The organism is Cyclonatronum proteinivorum, from assembly GCF_003353065.1.
GTDB classification, from domain to species: domain Bacteria; phylum Bacteroidota; class Rhodothermia; order Balneolales; family Cyclonatronaceae; genus Cyclonatronum; species Cyclonatronum proteinivorum.
The window spans coordinates 83,195-104,095 of sequence record NZ_CP027806.1 but is presented as its reverse complement, the minus strand read 5'-3'; the positions used below and the strand labels follow the sequence as shown (position 1 = coordinate 104,095).

Here is a 20,901-nt window from a genome sequence, read left to right as displayed (position 1 = left end):
TCTGTGCCAATATACTTATCCCGCATTATTCACCAAGAAATTTTCTTGTCGGAAAGGCGAATCTGAAATCTAAGCGATGGGTGCAGAAGTACCCTGAGCATGTGTTTTTAGCTTCAACCTCGTCCGCAGGGAAATTTAGTTTCGCGGGAATTGCTCCGCTCGGTGCGCAGTCTTTGGCTATACCCAAACCTGGGTTGCTGGTCATTTTTGCTAAGCTAAATTTAAACTTGTATTTAGCCAATAAATCTGGTTTGATTATGAATAATGCAGGCGATGTTTCAGGGGCTTCATTTGGTAAAGTGTTCATGCCGGTTCAGGAAACGGGCAGAATGAGGCAGATGCCATTGTGCATCACCTTTATTTTACTTTTGTTGCCAAACTGAAGCCGGAGCCGGTTTTGCACATTGCTCAGGCCGGTGCCTTTGCGCAGGTAGGCAGCTTCCTCAGCAGGATCCATGCCCGGGCCACTGTCCGTTACGGAAATCAGAATGCCCTCGGGGGCATTTTTGACTTCAATGAGCAGGGTGAAGTCGCCCGGCGTTTGCTGAAGCCCGTGCTTCACGGCGTTTTCCACCAGCGGTTGCAGAATGAGCGCCGGTACCGATGTAGTAAGAATTTCTTCTTCGATTTCGTGTCGAACCTGCAACCGCTCTCCGAACCGGGCCCGCTCAATCGCAAGATAAAGTTCACAGGCCGCAAGCTCTTCACGCAAAGAGACGGTTTCCCGGCCCGATGCACGCAGACTGTAGCGGAACAGGTCAGCGAGGTCTTCGGTCACCTGCTCCGATTTTGCGGCATCAATCCGGCTAAGCGCGGCAATGGAATTTAGTGAGTTGAACAAAAAATGCGGGTTGATTTGGGCTTTGAGAGCCGCAAGCTCCGCTTTTACCATTTGCTGCCGGGCTTCTTTTTCCCGCTGCAGGAAAAGCTGCACGTAAAAAACGCCGAGTACGGCTACGGTAATCATCATGGTTAACAAAAAAGAGATAATCTGATCAGAGCCTGCGCCGTGCATTTCTTCCCCATAAATGGTGGTGATCAGCCAGGAGGCAAGCCCGTAGCACAGCAGCGAAAGCGGGCTCAGGATAACGAGATGTGTAGCAATATTGCGGGCATTTACGGGTGGCCGCCGTGCATCAAGCTGACGGAAAGCTGTCACCATCACCGCAGAGAATACAGTTGTGTAAACAAAAGAACCCACAAGAATCCGCAAGTACGGCATAGTGCCAAAAAGCAGCCCGAAAACCAGTGACATAATTCCTGCACTGATAAGGGTTACCAGCGGGATGATTCTGAGCAGCTGTTTGCCAATTTCCCGGATTTCCTGCAGATCCATAGTTTAGGTTTTGGTTGTTTTCGGGGATGGGGACTCGCCCGGGCCGGCGATGCTTTGCATCAGAACTCAAAGCTCACCCCGCCAACGGGCAGGATACTGAACTGATTGATGCGTGTTTCCTGATTTGTGATGCTACTCCATGCGTAGCTGTCCGGATTGCTGCGGTTGTAGGCGTTCCAGATTTCAATGAAGGTAACCAGGTTTGTGGAACGGAAAAAATAGCGCCGGTCGGCCCGCACGTAAAGAGCGTGGAAAGCGGGTCTGCGTAGTTCATTGAAACGCGACATATCGAGTACACCGCTGCCCAGCGTTGCAGATGCTGTTTCATCAAAAGGAGTACGGGGGCCGCCGCCCTGCAGGCTCCATCTGACACTTAGTTCGTAATTGTTGTTGGGACGCCACCCGCCGTTTACGGAAAACAGATAGCGGATATCAAAGTCCCGGTCCTGCCAATTGCCGCGATAATCCTGATAGCGTGTGCGGAAAAAGGATGCAGAAACGGCGCCGTAGAAGCCGTCGGCCATTTTTTTCTGAAGCAGCAGCTCGACGCCGCGTGCATAGCCTTTTCCTTCTGAAACCAGTTCAGGCAGCCAGCTGCCGGCGCGGTCGAATACAAAGCCAGGATCGCTGTTTTGGGTTGTTCCGGGCAGTTGTGGCATGCGGCTGTACCCTTTGTAATAGCCTTCCAGGGTAATCAGGGTTTCGGGCGTGATCTGATACGCAAGACCTGCAACCCAGTGCATGGCGCGGGGATTGGCAAGTGTGCGGTTTGTGCCGCTTTGAGATAGCAGGAAACGCGGATTAGCCTGATGGTAAAGCCCCCAGCCAGCGCTTGCGCTCCATCGGCTGCTGAGTGCATAGCGCAGAGAGGCCCGCGGTGACCAGTCCGTGCGGCTGTTGTAGCTGGTATAGTCGGCCCTAAGACCGGCATTGACGCTGAGTCGGGACAGGGGACGCAGCTGCAGGGTCGCGAAACCCGCAGCTAACGTACCATTAACCGCTGTATCGCGCCTAAAGGCCGGAACCACATTGCCTGCACGGTCGAAACCCTGTGCGAGTGTGTAGTCGAATTGGGTTCTTTCGTGGCGTACATCGGTGCCGAACTCAATCCCTGCACGGCGTCCAAGCTGCCTGTAGCTCACTGAACGCAGGGCAAAAAGCTGTGCTTCCGCATTCAGCGCGAACTCAGGGTCTTCCAGAAAAAGATCACCTGCTTCAGCTTCCCGAAGCCGGAATGTCCGTGTTTCATCCCCGGTGACGGACCATGAAAGGGATGTATTGGTGAAGAATCCCGTGCCCCAAAGGGTTCGGAGATTTGCCCCAAGCGTATTTTGCCAGTTGCGTACGCTGGCAATCTCATCCAAACCGGCATCAATCGCATCGCCGGCCCGCGACCTGAACTGACTGCTTCCGTAAATATTAATCAGACTCAGGCGGTTGGCGTCGTTCAGATCATACACGGCTTTGAGCTGCGCATCGCTGTAACGTGGGGCACCGCCTGCGTTGATGGCATCTGCAATCAGATCAAGATAGCTGCGCCGTGCTGAAAGCAGCAGGCTGCCACGGCCTTCAGCGAGTCCATGCTCAAGGGTGCCGCCTGCCCCTGCCATGTTAAAGTTGACATCCCCTTCAAGCCCGTTACGGCTGCCTTCCCGGTAAGTAATGTTCGTAACCGAGCTCAGCGCTTCACCATACGACGCGCCAAAGGCTCCTCCCTGAAATGAGAGATCTGCAACAAGATCCGTATTGATGATTCCGATCGGGCCGTTGCTTTGACCGCCCTGTTGCCGGAAGTGCTGAATGCCCGGCATGGGGATGTTATCCACGATGTAGGTATTCTCCAGTACACTGCCGCCGCGCACGAGAATGTCCTGCCTTGTATCCCCTACAGAAGCTACCGAAGGCAGCAGGGCGACAATCCGCAGCACTTCCTGCCCGCCGCCGGGCGCCCGCCGGATTTCTTCGGGATTAAAGCTCACTGAGCTCACCGGCTGATCATTCCGCCGCTGAAAATAACCCGCCTGTACGGTAATGGCCTCGGCATCAAAAGCCGATTCCTGTAAGCTTATATCGAGCTGCGTTGCCCGGCCAGGCCGCACTATGACATCCGTACGGACAAATGTCTCATAGCCCACATACGAAAACCGCAGGGCGTAAATCCCGGGCGGCAAGGCTTCGAGCCGGTAGCTGCCATCCGCCGCTGAGCTTGTTCCCGTTGTGGTACCTTCCAGCAGAATATTTACCCCAATCAGGGTTTCGCCGGTTTGCTGATCGGTTATGACGCCCCGAATCAGGCCCGGCTGCCGGTCATCATCTGAAAAGGGCGCTGTAGCATAGGGCAGTTTAGCCGAATTAATTCCCTGTGCGGGATAAGGCAAGGACATCATCATCCCCAAAAAACAGAGCAATAGCCAGAGACAGTTTAGCCGTTTGTTTATGAGCAGGTGACGCAGAAAGAAAGTGTAGGTATCAAAAGTGAAATGCATAGCCGGATAAATTTTGGGTACTTCAGGTTCGTCAGAAGACGGACCGGGGTGTTGAACGTCCCAAAATTACGGCTGCGAAAAGCGATAGCCGACGGAGCCCCGACAAACGGTCGTATTTAAGCACTGAACGGCGGGTCCGGAAGATTCCCGGCACAGGAAAAGAAAGATTTGTGCACAGGGGAAGCCATCCCCTACACTCCGTATCATAATTAACCACGGCTTCCTGGTATTTTAGAAGCTGTATCGTCTGCCAAAGGCTGCAACGACAAGCCGGTGGATTTGGTTGTGATTCTCTAACTGAGGTTGTAGCTGTACTTATTTTCCTGTTTACTTCTAAAATTTTGTTTTATGAATGACTGGTTTGTCAATTTCTTCATGTTTTTCGGTGCAATGTGCTTTCTTCACTTTGTTTTAGATTTAACCTGGAGCAGTTTCTTTGGGGGCGATTTCGTGCTTTCCGTGAGCAATCTCATTACCTATACGGTTATTTCGGTCATCGCTGGTTCGCTGAGGTGGCGTCAGTTGCGGAAACAAGCGCAGGGGTAACATATCCGCAAATCAGGGGTGCTGCGTGATTTCGCGCAGGGTTTGATTTTTGGGAGGTGGATGTAACGGAACATATTGAAAATGAGCAGCTTGCAGGTGAAGGCAGCATTTCGCAAATTCTAACCTTTCATTCGGGTGGTATTTTGCCGGTATTCTTCTTCTTCAACCAATCAGACGAACCATGCTTTTTCCTGTATCCGACCTGCGCACCGGGCTTGCGCTGTTTTTCTCTGCGTGCCTGATCTTTATTCTTTCAGCTGAAATAAAAGCACAAACGCTGACTTGTGAAACCATTGACTTCTCTCAAAATGCGGCGGTGCCGTTTACGCCGGTTGTAATCAGCGGTATACCGGAGGGCTTAGGGGAGGAGCTTATTCTTCAGATTATGCTGGAAGGCGAGGAGGCCGGACGGGTGCTGGCCAACGTACAGGCCGACGGCAGCTATCTGATGTATACGCCGGTCAATCCTGAATTTTCGCTGGAGCCGCTTGCGGTACATCTCCGGTTTCTGGATGATGAACCCGAGGGTGACCTGCACAGCTGCGGCGATTTTTCGTTTCACATTGAGGCGCTGCCCGCTGCACCGGGCTTTTTTGAGGACTACCTCCAAAACTTCCGTCAGGTGATGGATACTTTTGGGGAGGTCACCCAACCGCTGTCCCCGGTTCTGGCAGAAGCCGATTTCGGGGATGTGCCCTTTGCAGAGCGACCGGCTATTTGGGCTTCGCGTCTCGTCTATGGGTATGAAGACTGGCCGGGGCTCGAAGTCCTCTTCTCAGGGGCGTACCATGAGGAAACGCTTACCCCTGAAGAGTGGGAGGTGATCGAGGCCATTTATGCGAACAGGCCTGCGCTTTCGGGCGAGTCGTTCTCACGTTTTGAATTCCGGGGGGATGACATTCCGTACCGGGAAAATCCGGACGGGTCGGATGGCTTTGAAACCGGCAGTCTTTTTCAGCAGGATTCGTCCGACGGGCTGTATGCTTTCGCCGGTGCAGGGACCGCCTTTCGCGTTACACCGCCGCGTATGGAAATGGCTTATGCCGCCCCGGCTATGGTTGAAGAATGTGAAGGGCCGTTTTATCAGCCTTCAGCTGCGCGCCTGCAACTATATTTTCAGGATCAGAAGTGGGCACAAAACCGAATCAGCGATATTGAGCAGGCCGGTAATCATGTTGCGGATTTGCAAGCCGGGTTATTTGCAATCGGTGCTATGGCAGGCCCTAAGGGCGCGGCTGCATCGCGTGTGGGTGCTGTTGCTGCTGCAAACATGATGGGCACCGGAGTCGCGCTTGCAAATCTGGCTACCGAAATCTCGCAGTCGATCCTTCCGACGGAGCTCGGAAGTTTCACCCTTACCCACGAAGGTCCTTATCAGTTTAAGGAAGATGACGAGGAGTTTGATGTCCGCTGGAATAAGGCGGAAGTGCTGGCCTACAGTAAAGCCTTTGATATTGCGCAGGCTTTCACTGAAGTCGCGTGGTCAGCCGGAGGCGGAAGAGTGCTGCAACGTGCTTATCGCGGGGTAAGCAGCCGGGCGCCCTGGCTCACCAGTCTCGAGCAGGAAGGGCTGGGCATCGGAATCGGGGATATTTTGAGTGAGCTGAACCTGGAGGGTATGAACTTCCCGGCCTGTATTTTTGGGCCGGTTGATATTACGGAAGAGCCCTGGACGGTCTCCCGCACGGGGGTATCAGGGCGGGAGCATTATCTCGAAAAAATTGACCATCAGCATTTTGAAGTCCGTGAAACAGGGCAGGCGTCGCCCTACGTGTGCGTTGCCGCCGAACTCATGACGCCCGGCGCTTCCGGCTGCCAGCGGGGTTTGCCGTTACAGTATATCCCGGTCAATACCGAACCGATTGAAGTACGGATTACCACAGCAAGCGGCGCAATTGCACGAAACACGCAGGAAGAACCCGGCACGGCCTTAGCATATCATGCCCGGGTACGGCATGCCAACAATGAGCAGGTCACATGGTCTGTGAGCAATCCGGCGCATAGCATTCAGACGGGCGGTACCAACAACCATGATGTTACCATTCAGCTTTCTTCTGATCCGGATGACTTCCCCGTAACCCTCACCGCTGAAAGCACCTCTATTACCGGCCTACGGTCCCGACCTGACGCACAGCCACGGCGGCACAGTATCAGTATCAGCGCGCTGGTGATTGATGAGCGCTTCTCATGCCTGAATGAGTTTGAGATCGCCATGACGGAACTCGATCGCTGTAGCTTTGTAGCCTATGTGGAAGGGACACTGCCGGCAAGTGATGGCATGCCGCAGGCGCCCATCTCGGAATGCGTTACCGGTGAAATCCGCAGCTGGCGGGTGAATACGCACGGGATCCATCATCTTGAAATGCGCGGGCAGTTTGAAGACGGTAACGCTCAGCTGACCCTGCGTGCGCGATATGATGGCGAAGGGCGCCTGGTAACCTCTGATTTTGAAGTCTATGGCAGCCTGATGAAAGCCATTGCCCAACCTACCCGAACGCCAACCGGTGAGCCCGGCAGAATGCGCAAACAGCCGCGCATGTCCGAAGCACTTCAAATGCGGTCCGGTGAGCTCACGATCTACCCGCTCGCAGGTATGCCTTACTATGGCAGTCAGTTCGAAATGGAACTGCGAACGCTCTCTAACGCCCGCCGGCTGCGTGGTACCGGCTACACCATTGAAGGCATGCTTATGGGCGGAGAGAGCTGCCCGTAGCCGGTGTCAGTTGTCCGCTGTCCGCTGTCAGGGTGAATGGTCATCCCGCATGAGAAACAGCAGCGGCTCGTGAAGCCGGGCGGCCCAGTCCGTTTCATTATGCCCGGCGCCTTCAAACCGCCGGCTCACGTGACGCAGGCCTTCCGGAGCTTTGGCACCAAGCAGGGAATCTACGGCGGCCTGATGGGGGATGTAAAGCGCATCCAGGCCTACCGTGCCGAAATCGAAGTACAGGGCGTGGTTGGTAAGCAGGTGCAGGCGGCCTGAAATGTAGCTGCGGAAGGCTTCTGGGAAGGCCTCGTTTTGTTCTGAAAGCCCGATCCAATGGGTGGAGAGCGCGGCGGCTCCGCCAAAAATATCAGGATACTGCATCAGCGCGTACATCGAAATCAGGCCGCCCATGCTTGATCCGGCAATAAACGTCGCTTCCCGCTCAGGCTTAACCGTGAATCGCTGATCGATAAACGGCTTGAGTTCATTCGTCAGAAAGCGCAGATAGCCATCCGCGCGGGGCACGCCCTGATGACGCGCTTCCAGTTCTGCCTTTGCGGATTCCGGCAGGTACGCAACTGCACCCTCGGGAAAATATTCGGCATGGCGGTAGTCGCCATTGTTCCAAATGCCCACCACAATGAAAGGTGCAACTTGCCCTTCCGCGATTAAGCTCCCGCTGACCTCATCCACCTGCCACTCCTGATTGTTCCAGGTGTGGGTGGCATCGAACAGCATCTGCCCGTCGTGCATGTACAGCACCCGGTGCGGGTTCTGACCGTCGTACGAATCGGGCAGCCAGACATCCATAAGACGGGCATCGACAAATTCGGAAGTTAGGCTGAAGCGAACGATCTGACCGGTGAAAGGCACGGGGATTGTCGGATCATCCTGCGCCGCAATTTCTGTGGCTGAGAACCCGGATATATCCGGATCTTGTTCGTTTTGATCACCGGAAGGAACGCATGCTGTCAAAACCAGCAGCAGGCTGAAAGAAACGAAAAGGGCGGGCGATGTAATCATCATGAAGTTATTGCTGTAAAAGGGGTGATCTGAGTTTATGTTCAGGCTGTTTTAATTTTGGGCTTTGGTTTTGTCCGTGCCAGCACAATGCCTGCGATAATGAAAGCTGCCCCCACATACTGCCACAGCAGCAGGGGCTCCTTGAGAAGTACCACGCCGAAAACCAGCCCAAGCACAGGTACAAGGTTTTGGAAAGTCGCAGTGCGCACCGGACCTACCTGACTGACGCCGTAATTCCAGATAATGTAGGCCATGCCAATGGAGAGCAGGCCGCTGTAGAGCGTGCCGCCCCAGGCCGCGGCGCTCACGGAGGCGAAATCCAGACGCACGATCCACGGGAGTCCGGCAAGGATGAGAGCGACGCCGCCGGTGAGCATCATCAGCATGGTGAACTGAATGGGCGTGTAGCGGCCCAGCATGCGTTTGGTAAACAGGGTGTAGAGGCCAAACACAAAAGCAGCAGCCAGAATAATGAGATCCCCGACAATATTTTCGGAGCTCAGCGTGATACCCGTTTCGCTCCCTTCCATGATCAGGAAAATCCCGAAAAATGCCGCACCAACGCCTGCAATCGTGAACCAGTTTAGCTCCTGCCCGAAAAAGACCCGGCCCACCACCGCAATCCATACCGGTATGGTGCCCAGCATCACGGCAGCATTGGCAGCAAAGGTGAAGTTAATGCCCACAATAAACAGCGACTGATATACCAGGTTGCCCAGCAAGCCAAGGCCGATTATTTTGAGCCAGTCACCCTTGTGAATCACCAGCTTCTGACCGCTCCGCAGCAGCACAAAGTACATAAACAGGGTAGCCAGCAAAAACCGAAAAGCATTGAAGCTCATCGGGTCAATTTCCACCAGCGAAAACTTCACAACGGAAAAATTCAGCGCCCAGATAAGGGCAACCGCCAGCAGGGAAAGCTCAGTAAGCAGGGTTCGGTTCAAAACAATCGGTTTGTCAGGGAAATACTGAAAGCGGGAATGATAGCTGATTTTTACAACAAATCCCCGCCTCTGAAGCTCAAATCTGTTGGGAAGACTTTTATTACAATTGCATTCTCTTATATTGCCCCAACTTGTTTTTATTCACACAGTCTTATCCGCATGATTTCCACCCGCTACACATCCGGAGCAGCTGTTTCCGGCCAGGCCTCCGCTCTTTTTGCTCGCTGTTTTTTATTTCTGATTATGGCCGCTTGCTTAGGCCTGAACCCCGTGCTTGCCCAGACATTTGATGAAACCTCCCTCCCTAAAGCACTGACGGAAGAAGAACTTACCCGCCTCCACGAAATCGGCCTCCATTTTACGCCAACGGAACCTCCGACCGGCACCGTACGCAACATCGCCGAGTTCGAGCGCAACGAAGGCGCCCTCGTCCGCTGGCCGCTCTGGATCCCGGTTGATCTTGTTGTTGCCATGAGCGAGCATGTAACCGTTACGACTCTCGTGAGCAGCACCTTTCAGCGGAATCAGGCAACCACGGCCTATCAGAATGCCGGTGCAAATATGGAAAACATCACCTTCCTCACCGCCCCGACCAACTCGGTCTGGACACGCGACTACGGACCTTTCTACATTGCCGACGAAAACCATCAGGTCAGCATTGTGGATTTCATCTACAACCGTCCGCGCCCGCTTGATGATCAGATTCCCCTGGCGCTGGCCAATCAGCTTGAGATCCCGCACTATGGCATGCCCGTCGTACACACCGGCGGCAACTACATGACCGACGGCTGGAACACCTCGGCATCCACCGATCTGATTTGGGAAGAAAACAGCTTCAATGAAGAGCTGGTGCTGCAAAACATGTTCGAGTATCTGAACACCGAAACCTATCACGTCACCATTGATCCGCAGCAGTCTGCCATCGCGCACATTGATACCTGGGCCAAGTTCCTGGACGTCGATAAAATCCTGATTGCGCGGGTTCCGGAAGGTACACCTTATTACGACGATCACGAGCTGGTAGCCGATTACTTCGCCAACGCGGTCAGCAGCTGGGGCACGCCCTATCAGGTGTATCGGATTGACACGCCCGACCTCAGCCCGAATGCCCCCTGGAATTATCAGCCGCATCCCTACACGAATTCGCTTATTCTGAACGAGCGCGTGTATGTGCCGCTAATGGGCACCGTGCACGATCAGGCCGCCATTGAGGCCTATCAGGCGGCGCTGCCCGGCTACGAGATTCTGGGTTTCCTGAATCCGGGCAATACCGGCTGGAACTCCTCCGACGCCCTGCACTGCCGGGTGAAGGAAATCCCCGACCGCGGCATGCTCTACATGCGGCACCTGCCCGTGACCGGCACGCAGGCCTGGCAGCCGGTTTTTGAGCTGGAAGTTGACCTCATCCCTTACAGCGGCGCGGCCCTGATTGAAGAATCGCTCTTGCTGCACTACCGCCTCGATGAAGGCCCGTGGCAGCAAAGCGCGCTCACGCTGGTGTCCGGACACACCTGGGTTGGGCAGTTTTCCCCCGGTTCTGCCCAAACCGTGCACTACTATTTTGCGGCTGCCGACGAAAGCGGTCGCGCTGAAACCTGGCCGCTCATCGGCGAGCCCGGCGCCCGCAGCTTTCAGGTCGATACCGATTTGCTCAGTTTTGGATTTAGCGAAGGATGGCACCTTGCCGGTTTACCCGCTGACCTGAGCGTGCCCGGTTTTGGCTTCAGCGATATTTTCGGGGACGCCGCCCCACATCCACCGCTTGTTTTTTCGGGTGAAACGGAAGGCTACCTGCCGACTGAAACCCCTGCTCCGGGTCTGGGCTTCTGGATGGAACTAACGCAGCCGGTTGATGCCCTGCTCGGCGGAAGCTTCCTGAACGAGGTCACGCTCGAGCTTTCCGAAGGCTGGAACCTGATTTCGGGTCCGCTGGGCGTGGTCGGCTTTGATGGTGCGCAGCAGTCTGCACCTCAGCTGGTCACCGGCACGCTCTACCGGCACGGCGCTGCACTGCAGCGCGATACCGAGATCGCCCCGGGTCGCGGGTACTGGCTCTACGCGGCAGAAGCCGGTCCGGTAACCCTGAACCCCGGCGACGATGGGGGTCGGGACAGTGCGCCGGCGTCTGAGATGCTGGAGCAGTTCACCCGGCTTCAGTTTACGGCCGGGGACGATCTTGCCGCACTGCCGCTGTTCTTCGAAGGTGCTTTGGGGGATGAAGATGCCGCCCTGCACCCGGCAACCTGGCTGTTTCCACCCGCTGCTCCTGTGGGGGCGCCCGTACTCGATGCACGCCTCGCCGGTGACCGCTGGCTTGCTGAGGCTGATACGGTGCACATCAGCCTGCGTCAGCCGCTTGATGCGGAGGGCGCTGCGATACCGGTCACGCTCAGCCTCAGCGCATCCGAACAAACAGAAGATGCCTTCTATGAAATTTTGCTGTTTAGCGATGGAGAGCTGTTTTCAGGAGATGCGGGATTCAACCCTTTCAGTGTTGAGCTCCCGGCTGCCGCTGACTCGGTCATTGTTTTCCGTTCCGGTCCGCTGAGTGCCCCCGCACAGCAGGAGCGCCCGGCGGGAATCAGCCTTGCCCAGAACTATCCGAACCCGTTCAACCCTGCAACGGTCATCGGTTTTGAGCTGCCGGAGGCCGCGGGAGTCCGGCTCGAAGTGTACAGCCTTACGGGGCAGCGGGTAGCGACCCTCGCCGAGGGGATGCACGCAGCCGGAAAGCACACCGTGAGCTTCAATGCCGGTGCCCTGGCAAGCGGCATTTACCTGTACCGCCTCACAAGCGGCACCCAAACCCTCACACGCCGCATGACGCTGGTGAAATAGCGGAAGTTATCCTCTCCCCGATTTATCTGACCTTAAATTCTACGTCTTATGGAAATCCTATCGATTGCAGCAAAAATTATCGTGGCCGCCGGCATCTACAATGTGTGGCTGCTGCGCTTTGGCAAGCCGACGCCCTACCGGGGCGGCGATGCTAAAAATATGGAAGAGGAGTTCGCCGCTTACGGCTTGCCCGCCTGGATGATGAAGGCGGTTGGCTTTCTGAAGATTGCGCTGGCAACCCTGCTGCTGATCGGCTTCATGGAGCCGGGGCTGGTGCTGCCCTCCGCAGCGGGTATTGCCCTGCTTATGGTCGGCGCGCTGATGATGCACGTAAAAATCGGCGATCCGCCCATGCGCTCCCTTCCCGCGCTCATCATGCTGGGGCTTAGCCTATTGATTGTGTTTATGAACTGAAGGATAAATGGAACGCGGATTTTTGGGATAAGACCCGATTTGCGCGGTTTATTATAGGTAATGCCGATGGTGAGAGCATTCTCTTAAGGATACGGTCAGGTCTCATACTTTTCAAAGACCCTGACCTGAGGCTGAGGTTGTTCGATTGTTGATCTGATGCCGGAGGCAAACGCACTTCCTTTCAGTGAAATAAATCAACTATTAAGGAGTATCATTTTCACCGGTGTTTTTCTCTCCGGAGGAAGATGATGGTTTGCTGTTCTTGTCCTGGAGGTTGTGCAGTTTTGCACGTGACTTTTTTTCCTCTTCCTGAAAAAAAGCAACAATTTTCTCCAGGTCATTATCAAAGCGGGCGGAGATTTGCTCACGCGCCCTGCGTACTTCGGTGATTACTTCATCTTCAGTCATAGGTCAAAATCTTAATTCTTCAGGTGTACAAATTGTAGGGAGGGATAATTTTTTGCTTTGGGCAAGGACTTCAAGTTTTGAGCGGATTGAAGCATTAGCGATATGCCTGAAGTTCCAAGTTATAATAAAGTCAACTTTATGAACGCTTGCAACTGCAATGTGCAATGCATCGACTGTTGCTTGCGGGGGGAATGGAGTTTCTTTAACAAGAAATTCAGCGAATATGCGAGCTTCATCAGAAATAACTAAAGTTGGAATTCTGTTTAAAAGATGGAGGCGCCTTTTTGCAGCTATCGAGTCACCACTACCCGCTTCAGCAAGAACTGCCTGCGAAATATACAGGCTATAATTTTTTCGATACTTTTCCCACCATTCCTGTGTAAGTTGTTGTCGTGCAGCTGTTACCAAATCTCTTGAAGCTCTGCTCGTCAGGTAACTTATAAATGACGTTTCAATGTAAATGGTACTTTTCATCAAAACTTAGATTAGGATTTATTTCATTCAGAAGCCAAATCTTCTGACTTACAACCAAATTAGTTGGACTTACTCTGCTGCGCAACAGAAAGTTGGTGATTGAGCTAACAGATAGCGTAAACTTGTCCAATTTATCTTGGAAATAACTAGCCAATTTAAAAAAGCCCGCCGGAAACAAATCCCGGCGGGCTTTTAATTTTTGGCGGATTGGATTCAGGCGCTGAGGCCTTTCCTTCCCGCTCATCGAAAATAAGATTGCGTTACGCAGGCTTACTTCATGATGCGCTCGAGGTCTTCAAGTGCGGTGCGGACCGAAGCTACGGAGTCGTCGAACAGCTTCTGCTCGTCGGCGTCGAGATCAATTTGTACGATTTCGCTGATACCCTGACGGTTCAGTTTAACCGGAACGCCGATGTAGAGGTCTTTGTGGCCAAACTCGCCGGTCAGCCATGCGGAGCACGGGAAGATGCGGTTTTCATCGAGGGCAATGGCTTCGGCCATTTGTGCGGCAGCGGCACCCGGTGCGTACCAGGCGGAGGTGCCCATAAGGCCTACGAGTTCACCGCCGCCCACTTTGGCGCGCTCGATGATGGCGTTGAGTTTTTCGTCAGAAATGAGCTGACGAATCGGGATACCGGAAACGGTTGTGTAGCGGGGCAGCGGAACCATGGTATCGCCGTGACCGCCCAGAATCTGGCACTGAATGTCTTTCGGGGAAACGTTGAGCTCTTCAGCGAGGAATGCGCAGTAGCGGGCGGTATCAAGGATACCGGCCATGCCCATCACTTTGGAAGATGGCAGTCCGGAAGCTTTCCAGGCTACGTAGGTCATCACATCAAGCGGGTTGGAAACCACAATGATGATGGTATCAGGCGAGTGTGCAACGAGCTGCTCGGTTACGCTTTTCACGATATTGGCATTGATGCTCAGAAGGTCGTCGCGGCTCATACCCGGGCGGCGCGGTACACCGGCGGTGATGATACAGATGTCAGAGCCTTTGGTGTCTTCGTAGTTGCTGCTGCCGAAAAGATGGGTGCTGAAGCCGTGAATCGGGGCGGTCTGCCACTGATCAAGGGCACGGCCTTTAGCCGGATAGAAAGTTTTTTCGCCGTCTTTTTTCTCGAGGTCGATAGCTACGACCTGCTTGGCAAAGTTACGCTGGGCTACGGTAAGGGCTGCGGTTGAGCCTACGTTTCCGCCGGCTCCTACTACTGTGATTTTCATAATATTTTTCGGTTTTAAGGTAATACTATTGGTTGAAGGGTAGTGTTCAGATTGGTTTTATAAGGCCACTGCTGCAGGTTTAGTCGCGGAGGTCCATGCCCCACATGAGTTTTTCCCGCAGGGTCTCGAAATAATTGCGGCCGGGAAGTTTAACAAGCCGGACATCAAATTCACTGCGTTCTATTTGAATATCAAGCGGCTGATTTTCGGTAAGGTTACAAATTTTACCGTCATTCGAAAATAAAATTTGCTGCTCGGGCGGCACTGCGCGAATCCGGATGCTGCGGTTTGCGGGCATCACCAGGGAGCGCGTAGTGAGCGCGTGCGGACAAACCGGCGTGATGACCATAACCGGCACCTCAGGCAGCAAAATGGGGCCGCCTGCTGAGAGGTTGTAGGCCGTTGAACCGGTCGGCGTTGCAACGATGAGGCCGTCGGCCCAGTATTTGTTCACTTTCTGATCGCCGAAAAAGACTTCCAGCGTGATCATGGAAACAGCGGACTGCCGCGTGAACAGAAATTCATTCAGGGCAAAAAAGTCCTCGGTGCTGCCGGCGGCCCGTGCTTTCAGGGTGAAACGGCTTTCGGTTTCCCACTGTCCGCCGATGAGCTGCCGGATGGCTTCTTCAGCCTGCGGAAGCTGCGTATCGGCCAGGAAACCCAGCTTGCCGACGTTAATTCCCAGAATGGGCTTGCCGGTCTCAGCAGTAAGCCGGGCGGTGTGCAGCATGGTGCCGTCGCCGCCAACGGAGATGACCACATCGCTTTGTGCTACGGCTTCCTGCTCGGTAGCAAAGCTTTGAACATAGGGGGAGGCGGACACTTCAAGCCGGTTAATGAGCGCCTCATGCAGCAATACCTGCTGCCGCTGACCTGTCAGAATATCCTGAATCTGACGCGTAGCTACGCACCGTTCGGGGATATCTGCATTCACGATCAGGCTGATGTTCATTTCAAAGCTTTATATTGTAATATGAATTGTGGGAATATACGGAAAAATAAAGCCCTGCGAAAAAAAATGCGCGCGGCTGTGTTTCGCCATGTGTTATGCTCTAAATCACCCTTCATCTAATTCCCCAAATAGCACAGCGTATACCTGTTCAACTGTGGTTTTATCCAAAAAACAGTTTGGGTATATTTGGAAGTTAATGAAGCTGATTGAACAAATGCATGATTCCTGCATAAACGGGAACCTCGCAGGTCTGAACAGGTAGAATCCGTACGTTTTCAGGCCGGTAAATCAGCGATCAAACTTCAGCCTATCCGAAACCGCCATCTTTTTCTTGACCCTGTCTATTTTGATGCCTCCTTTTTCTGCTAATATCCTTAATGCCCGTGTATTAGCCTTCTGTACTGCCCTGCTTATCCTGCTGCTTGCTATTGCTGAACCTGCAATGTCGCGTCAGAGTCAGGACCTGATGCAACGCCGGGCACAACAGGTAAACCCGATTCAGACTTCTCCTATGGATATGAGCGGCGTGTCGGGCAGCTTTTATTTTTTGGATCAGTTTGGGATTAACCTTGGGATGACCCGCCTGTCCGGGGATGCGATTGATCCTGCTACCTACCGCGTAGGTCCCGGGGATCTCGTTACAGTTGTGCTGACCGGCAACCAAAGCGGCACTTTCCGCGGGCTGCATGTGAATCCGCAGGGGATGCTGACCCTGCCCAATATTGGCTCCGTTAATGTGAGCAATATGCTGATTGGTGAAGCGCAGGATGCCGTCAATGCGCTGGTTCGAAGCACGTTTCGCGATACCGAAGCAACCTTCACTGTAGAGCGGCCGCGTCAGATAACCGTGCACGTTACAGGTGATGTGCCGAATCCCGGCTCTTACTTTATGCCTGCGCACACCCGGCTTGATCAGGCTGTGCTGCCCGCTTTTTTTGAAAAGGATGCCGATGACCTCCGCCGTGGTGCTGTCCGTCCGGACATGAGCCGGATGAACGTTCGCAGCCCGGCCGAGCTGCCGAATCTGAGCCGGGATTTCATCCTCAACGGGCGCTTTGCGTTCAGGGGCGTCGAAATTCGGAGAAGCGGCGGAGAAACGGTGCAGGGTGATCTCGTCTCTTACAGCATTGGCGGCCTGCTGGAAGGCAACCCGGAACTCAAGCACGGCGACGTAGTTGTAGTGCGCAAGCGGCAGGAATTTGCGCCGCAGGTCTCGGTTTCGGGCTCGGTGATGAGTCCGTTTACGGCAGACTATAAGCCCGATGACACGGTTGAAAACCTCCTTCGCATTGCAGGCGGGCTTACCTTTGACGCAGACAGCGACAGAATTGAAGTTCAGCGCTTTACCATGAACGGTATGCAGCGGATTACCGTGACGGATCCCTCCGATTTCCCCCTGCTGCCCAACGACCGCATTGTTGTAGGCTTTGATGCTGAGCGGCGTAACAACTTTGCCGCCCGCGTGGAAGGGGAAGCCAACTTTCCGGGCGTATTCCCCATTGAGCGCGGTGTTACAACAGCTGCCGAACTCCTCGAATTTGCAGGCGGAGTGACTCCGCAGGCCAATGCGCCTGCAGCCCGACTGACCCGTAACCGGGCAAGCTGGGAGCCTGTGCCGGACTTTCTCAATCCCTTTGCATACGAAGCTGACCGCATACGCCGCGGCTCAGATCAGCTGCTGGAAGGGTTTCAGTATTTGCAGCTGGAAGACAGTCTCGGGCAGAACATTGTGCATATAGACCTGTCTGACCCCGAACAGCTTGCGCAGGTCCGCATTTATGAAAACGATGTGCTCCACATCCCCCGCGATCAGCAAAGCGTGTTTGTGTTCGGGCAGGTGATGAATGCCGGTTTTTACACCTTCACGGAAGGGGTGAGCGCGCAGGAGTATATCCGCCGTGCCGGTGGTTTTGCCCTGGCCTCCGATCCGGACCGCGTGTTTGTCATCAAGGCCGGCAGCTATGCCTGGCTGCCTCCCGGAGAAACAACCCTGCAATCCGGTGATCTGATCTTTGTGGACCGTCAGCCCTTTGAGTCGCTTGATATGGTTCGTGAAAATGAGTTTCGCCGGAGGGAAATGCGAAACCGAAATATTCAGCTTGTCATGACTGGTATCGCGACGATCACAAGTGTTATTACCGCATATGTAGCCATCACCCGTTAAATAAAAAAAGGGTGCGATACTTTTTGCAGCTGCGATGTTGTTAACAGCCCGTGACTGTTTTTGTGATGTGCTTTGTGTACCTTAGGTGAAATTCACGACGACAGCACACTTCCCCAAAATCAACCTAAACTCTTCTGTTATGAAAAAAATAATTACGATTCTGCTTCTGTTCGGTGCTTTTGGCTATTCACAGGCTCAGGCACAATACATTTTGGGCGCGTCCTACGAAGTCCGCAGTGATGAGCCTACAACCGGCTTCGGACTTCATTTTCAGAACAACTTCACCGTCATCCCCATGCTGCTTGATGTGGGCTTCCGTTTCCAGACCAGCTTCTATAACGAAAGCTACAGTTTTGAGGCGGAAAGTATCACCTTCGAACGTGATGATACCTCCTACGATTTCGGGCTAAGCGTAATTGCGACTGCCGGCATTGGCCTGATTGCCCCTTATGCCGGTGTTGGGATCGGATATGAAGTTTTCGATCGTGAAAGTACGCTGATTACAGCTGGCGCGGAAGTTATTGATCCTGATGGCAGCGATTCCGGACTGTATTACTACGGAGCGGTCGGAGCCGGTATTTCTGCCATTCCGTTTTTCCGCCCTTTCGTAGAGTACCGTTATCGTGGCATTAGCGGCAGTGATTTTATGCCGAGTAGCTACGGCACCTGGGCTTTCGGCCTTCAGCTGCGCTTCTAAGGCGCTTATGCCATTGCGCTGAACTTATTTCAGGCAAAGATCATTTTCTGAGCCGCGCTTCCGTGTTTTTGGGGCGCGGCTTTTTTATGTTTGGGATGATGAAATTCGGGTTCAGAATCCATCATCCGAAAAAAACAACCACACTGCATGTCCGGTAAACCGCATTCAACACCAACAAATGAGGCCGCTGATGGCTTTCGTCATTTTGCTGATATCGCTCTGCCGATTGCCGTACGGGAGGTTTTTACCTATGCCCTGAGCGGCACCCATGCGGCAGTTGTTCAGCCGGGTATGCGGGTCTGGGTGCCCCTCAAAGGACGGATGAACATTGGCATGGTTGTGAAGGTGCATCAGAACAAACCCGCTTTTAAAACGCGACCCGTAGCCCGTGTACTGGATCGCGAGCCGGTTCTTGATCCCGAGCTGCTGCGCCTAACAGAGTGGATGTATCGTTTTTATGTGTGCGGATGGGGAGAGGTGATTCAGGCCGCGCTTCCGGCGGGGCTCAATTTTTCAGCCAAAACCTTTGTACGTGCTGTGCCGCAGAAGGAAGACGCAGTCGTTGCCCTGAACCGGCAGGAAAAGCTCATTTATGCGGAAATCAGCGGGGAAAAGCGGCTGAGCTGGCGGGAGGCGCGTCAGCGGTGGGCCAACGAAGAACGGGCTTTGAGCTCCGTAAAACAAAAAGGGCTGCTGCAGCTGTGGGATGAACCGGCCCTGGACTTGCAGCCGCGTACCGAGCTGTGCTGGGTGTGGCAAAACCCGCAGCGGGAAACGCTGACCGAACGGCTCGTTTCCGGCAAAACCAAAAAATGGGAACAAGCCTGGCAGTTACTGCTGGAAACGGATCCGCTGCCCGCTACGACCGCTGCGCTCACCGTGGCCATGCCGGAGACCATCACGCCCTATACCCTCAAACGGCTGGAACAGGAGGGTGTCCTTACCCGTGAAGAACGGGAAGCCCGCCTGCCTGAGCCCGCCTTTGCCTACCGGCCTGAACACATCTCAGCCCTGAATCCTGAGCAGCACGAAGTTACAGCTACCCTCCTCAAACCTCTGCATGCCCGCACCTATGCAAAATTTCTGCTGTTTGGGGTTACCGGCAGCGGGAAAACGGAGGTTTACATCCACCTCATCAAAGAAGCGCTGGAACAGGGACGCGGGGCCCTGGTGCTGGTCCCCGAGATTGCCCTTACGCCCCAAACCGTGCGCCGCTTCTACCTCATTTTTGGCCGTAAAATTGCGATTCTGCACAGCCGGCTCAGCGACCGCGAGCGTTACGAAGCCTGGCAGGCCCTGCGGCGGGGCGAAAAAAACATTGTGATTGGCGCCCGTTCGGCAGTGTTTGCACCCATTGAAAAACTGGGTGTTATTATCATTGATGAAGAGCACGACACCTCCTACTATCAGACCGATCCCGCGCCCCGCTATCACGCGCGGGAAGTCGCGGCCATGCGGGCACACAAAGCCGGTGCTGTTCTGGTGATGGGTTCCGCAACGCCAAGTTTGGTGAGCCTGGTAGAAAGCGGTCGGGGCAAAAGTCAGCTATTGAAGCTAAGTGCGCGGCATACCGGAGCCCAAATGCCGGAAGTGAAGGTGCTCAACCTCACCGAATACCGTTACGCCATGAATGGTCCGCTGGCGGTGCCCCTGTTTCGGGCGGTGGAAGAAGCCGTAGGCCGGGGCGAGCAGGTCATTCTCCTTTACAACCGCCGGGGGTTTGCAAGCTTCATGCAGTGTGAGGCCTGCGGGGATGTGCCCGAGTGTCCGCATTGCTCGGTGAGCCTCACTTATCACAAGGCGCAGCAGCACCTGCGCTGTCACTACTGTGGTTTTGCGAGATCAGTACCGGGAAGTTGTCACGCCTGTGGAGAAACCGGCGGCCTCAAAATGCAGGGCAGCGGCACGCAGCAGGTGGAGGAAGAGCTGGAAAAACTCTTTCCGAAATTCCGCGTCATGCGCATGGATCAGGATACCACAAGCCGAAAGAACGCACACGATCAGCTGCTCACCGCTTTCGGGCGGGGAGAAGCGGATATCCTGATTGGCACGCAGCTCGTCGCCAAAGGGCTGGATTTCCCGAATGTTACGGTCGTAGGCGTGGTGAATGCCGATACCGAGCTCGCTTTTCCTTCCTACCGCAGCAACGAGCGCATGTATCAGCTGCTGAGTCAGGTCGCCGGTCGTAGTGGTCGCGCCGCAAAAAAAGGCGTGGTGTATCTGCAGACGCGTCAGCCGGATCACGTGTCGGTGCGATTTGCCAAAAACCATGATTACGAAGGCTTTGCCCGGGCCGAGCTTGCCGGTCGGAAGCCGCTGCTCTATCCGCCGTATGCGCGGCTCCTTCAGGCTGCCTTCCGGGGGCAGGACGCCACCTACACCCGCCGCGCTGCCGAGCAATTTACCGCCATCATGAAGCAGGCCCAAACCGGCTGGCCGGTGCTCGGGCCCGCACCCGACGCCATTGAGCGTATGAAAGATGAATTCCGCTGGATCACGCTCATGAAGCTCCCGGCGGGCATCACCACGGCACAGCTGGAGAAGATCTGCGACTATTTTTGGAAATGGTATGAAAAGACCAAACCGGAAGGTGCGAGCACGGTACGCATCACCCTGAATCATGAAATGCTGTGATTGCATTCAGCTTCAGGCTAAGATCATATTCCCCAAAAATGGCTTCTTCTGACCGAT

The 20,901-nt window shown here is 54.4% G+C and carries 16 protein-coding genes; 7 read left to right on the top strand and 9 right to left on the bottom strand.

The features are described from left to right. Positions 1–25: 25 nt before the first annotated feature. The 3 genes from CYPRO_RS16390 to CYPRO_RS00405 are packed head-to-tail and all read right to left on the bottom strand — an operon-like array spanning position 26 to position 3,822. The gene (locus CYPRO_RS16390; RefSeq protein WP_124245465.1) at positions 26–307 is read right to left on the bottom strand and encodes a hypothetical protein; all 282 of its coding nucleotides are present in this window, start codon (positions 305–307) and stop codon (positions 26–28) included. 6 nt (positions 308–313) lie between these two features. Further along, complete coding sequence (locus CYPRO_RS00410; protein ID WP_114982615.1) at positions 314–1,336, bottom strand: sensor histidine kinase; 1,023 nt, start codon at positions 1,334–1,336, stop codon at positions 314–316. A 59-nt stretch (positions 1,337–1,395) separates the two neighbouring features. After that, the gene (locus tag CYPRO_RS00405; RefSeq protein WP_114982614.1) at positions 1,396–3,822 is read right to left on the bottom strand and encodes a TonB-dependent receptor; all 2,427 of its coding nucleotides are present in this window, start codon (positions 3,820–3,822) and stop codon (positions 1,396–1,398) included. A gap of 348 nt (positions 3,823–4,170) precedes the next feature. Between CYPRO_RS00405 and CYPRO_RS00400 the strand changes: the two genes are divergently transcribed. Continuing rightward, a complete protein-coding gene (locus CYPRO_RS00400) occupies positions 4,171–4,368 on the top strand; it encodes a hypothetical protein (RefSeq protein WP_114982613.1) in 198 nt (65 codons plus the stop codon). 181 nt (positions 4,369–4,549) lie between these two features. Next, positions 4,550–7,081 carry a hypothetical protein gene (locus tag CYPRO_RS00395; protein WP_114982612.1) on the top strand — a complete coding sequence of 844 codons (2,532 nt, stop codon included), beginning with the start codon at positions 4,550–4,552 and terminating at the stop codon, positions 7,079–7,081. A gap of 27 nt (positions 7,082–7,108) precedes the next feature. Here CYPRO_RS00395 and CYPRO_RS00390 read toward each other — a convergent pair whose 3' ends face one another. Both CYPRO_RS00390 and CYPRO_RS00385 read right to left on the bottom strand, forming a co-directional pair. After that, a complete protein-coding gene (locus tag CYPRO_RS00390; RefSeq protein WP_114982611.1) occupies positions 7,109–8,098 on the bottom strand; it encodes an alpha/beta hydrolase in 990 nt (329 codons plus the stop codon). Between the two features lie 38 nt (positions 8,099–8,136). Next, complete coding sequence (locus CYPRO_RS00385) at positions 8,137–9,039, bottom strand: DMT family transporter (protein ID WP_114982610.1); 903 nt, start codon at positions 9,037–9,039, stop codon at positions 8,137–8,139. Between the two features lie 243 nt (positions 9,040–9,282). Here CYPRO_RS00385 and CYPRO_RS00380 point away from each other — a divergent pair, with 243 nt between their 5' ends. Next, on the top strand, positions 9,283–11,877 hold the full coding sequence (locus tag CYPRO_RS00380; protein ID WP_164682405.1) for an agmatine deiminase family protein: 2,595 nt from the start codon (positions 9,283–9,285) through the stop codon (positions 11,875–11,877). A gap of 48 nt (positions 11,878–11,925) precedes the next feature. After that, positions 11,926–12,291 (top strand): DoxX family protein, encoded by a 366-nt coding sequence (locus CYPRO_RS00375; protein WP_114982608.1) that lies wholly within the window; start codon positions 11,926–11,928, stop codon positions 12,289–12,291. Between the two features lie 201 nt (positions 12,292–12,492). Here the strand turns inward: CYPRO_RS00375 and CYPRO_RS00370 are convergent, their stop codons facing one another. The 4 genes from CYPRO_RS00370 to CYPRO_RS00350 form a co-directional block, all read right to left on the bottom strand. Next, the gene (locus tag CYPRO_RS00370; protein ID WP_114982607.1) at positions 12,493–12,699 is read right to left on the bottom strand and encodes a hypothetical protein; all 207 of its coding nucleotides are present in this window, start codon (positions 12,697–12,699) and stop codon (positions 12,493–12,495) included. 3 nt (positions 12,700–12,702) lie between these two features. Further along, a complete protein-coding gene (locus CYPRO_RS00365) occupies positions 12,703–13,173 on the bottom strand; it encodes a type II toxin-antitoxin system VapC family toxin (RefSeq protein WP_114982606.1) in 471 nt (156 codons plus the stop codon). 270 nt (positions 13,174–13,443) lie between these two features. Next, positions 13,444–14,397, bottom strand: a complete 954-nt coding sequence (gene mdh, locus CYPRO_RS00355) for a malate dehydrogenase (protein WP_114982604.1) — start codon at positions 14,395–14,397, stop codon at positions 13,444–13,446. A gap of 79 nt (positions 14,398–14,476) precedes the next feature. Next, entirely contained in the window at positions 14,477–15,349 is an 873-nt protein-coding gene (locus CYPRO_RS00350; protein ID WP_114982603.1) for an NAD(+)/NADH kinase, read from the bottom strand. Positions 15,350–15,698: 349 nt separating this feature from the next. On the opposite strand from CYPRO_RS00350, the gene CYPRO_RS00345 reads away from it, so the two are divergent. From CYPRO_RS00345 to priA, 3 genes are all read left to right on the top strand, one after another. Beyond that, positions 15,699–17,513, top strand: coding sequence for a polysaccharide biosynthesis/export family protein (locus CYPRO_RS00345; RefSeq protein ID WP_114982602.1), 1,815 nt, complete (start codon positions 15,699–15,701; stop codon positions 17,511–17,513). A gap of 139 nt (positions 17,514–17,652) precedes the next feature. Beyond that, a complete protein-coding gene (locus tag CYPRO_RS00340) occupies positions 17,653–18,210 on the top strand; it encodes a hypothetical protein (protein WP_114982601.1) in 558 nt (185 codons plus the stop codon). A 147-nt stretch (positions 18,211–18,357) separates the two neighbouring features. After that, positions 18,358–20,844 (top strand): replication restart helicase PriA, encoded by a 2,487-nt coding sequence (priA, locus tag CYPRO_RS00335; RefSeq protein WP_114982600.1) that lies wholly within the window; start codon positions 18,358–18,360, stop codon positions 20,842–20,844. Positions 20,845–20,901 lie beyond the last annotated feature (57 nt).

Excerpts from the sequence above, each read along its gene's own strand:
- CYPRO_RS00370 (WP_114982607.1), bottom strand. The coding sequence starts at position 12,699 with ATGACTGAAGATGAAGTAATCACCGAAGTACGCAGGGCGCGTGAGCAA.
- CYPRO_RS00395 (WP_114982612.1), top strand. The coding sequence starts at position 4,550 with ATGCTTTTTCCTGTATCCGACCTGCGCACCGGGCTTGCGCTGTTTTTC.
- CYPRO_RS00410 (WP_114982615.1), bottom strand. The coding sequence starts at position 1,336 with ATGGATCTGCAGGAAATCCGGGAAATTGGCAAACAGCTGCTCAGAATC.
- CYPRO_RS00390 (WP_114982611.1), bottom strand. The coding sequence starts at position 8,098 with ATGATGATTACATCGCCCGCCCTTTTCGTTTCTTTCAGCCTGCTGCTG.
- CYPRO_RS00350 (WP_114982603.1), bottom strand. The coding sequence starts at position 15,349 with ATGAACATCAGCCTGATCGTGAATGCAGATATCCCCGAACGGTGCGTA.
- mdh (WP_114982604.1), bottom strand. The coding sequence starts at position 14,397 with ATGAAAATCACAGTAGTAGGAGCCGGCGGAAACGTAGGCTCAACCGCA.
- CYPRO_RS00340 (WP_114982601.1), top strand. The coding sequence starts at position 17,653 with ATGAAAAAAATAATTACGATTCTGCTTCTGTTCGGTGCTTTTGGCTAT.
- CYPRO_RS00400 (WP_114982613.1), top strand. The coding sequence starts at position 4,171 with ATGAATGACTGGTTTGTCAATTTCTTCATGTTTTTCGGTGCAATGTGC.
- CYPRO_RS00380 (WP_164682405.1), top strand. The coding sequence starts at position 9,283 with ATGGCCGCTTGCTTAGGCCTGAACCCCGTGCTTGCCCAGACATTTGAT.
- CYPRO_RS00345 (WP_114982602.1), top strand. The coding sequence starts at position 15,699 with ATGCCTCCTTTTTCTGCTAATATCCTTAATGCCCGTGTATTAGCCTTC.
- priA (WP_114982600.1), top strand. The coding sequence starts at position 18,358 with ATGTCCGGTAAACCGCATTCAACACCAACAAATGAGGCCGCTGATGGC.
- CYPRO_RS00405 (WP_114982614.1), bottom strand. The coding sequence starts at position 3,822 with ATGCATTTCACTTTTGATACCTACACTTTCTTTCTGCGTCACCTGCTC.
- CYPRO_RS00375 (WP_114982608.1), top strand. The coding sequence starts at position 11,926 with ATGGAAATCCTATCGATTGCAGCAAAAATTATCGTGGCCGCCGGCATC.
- CYPRO_RS16390 (WP_124245465.1), bottom strand. The coding sequence starts at position 307 with ATGAACACTTTACCAAATGAAGCCCCTGAAACATCGCCTGCATTATTC.
- CYPRO_RS00365 (WP_114982606.1), bottom strand. The coding sequence starts at position 13,173 with ATGAAAAGTACCATTTACATTGAAACGTCATTTATAAGTTACCTGACG.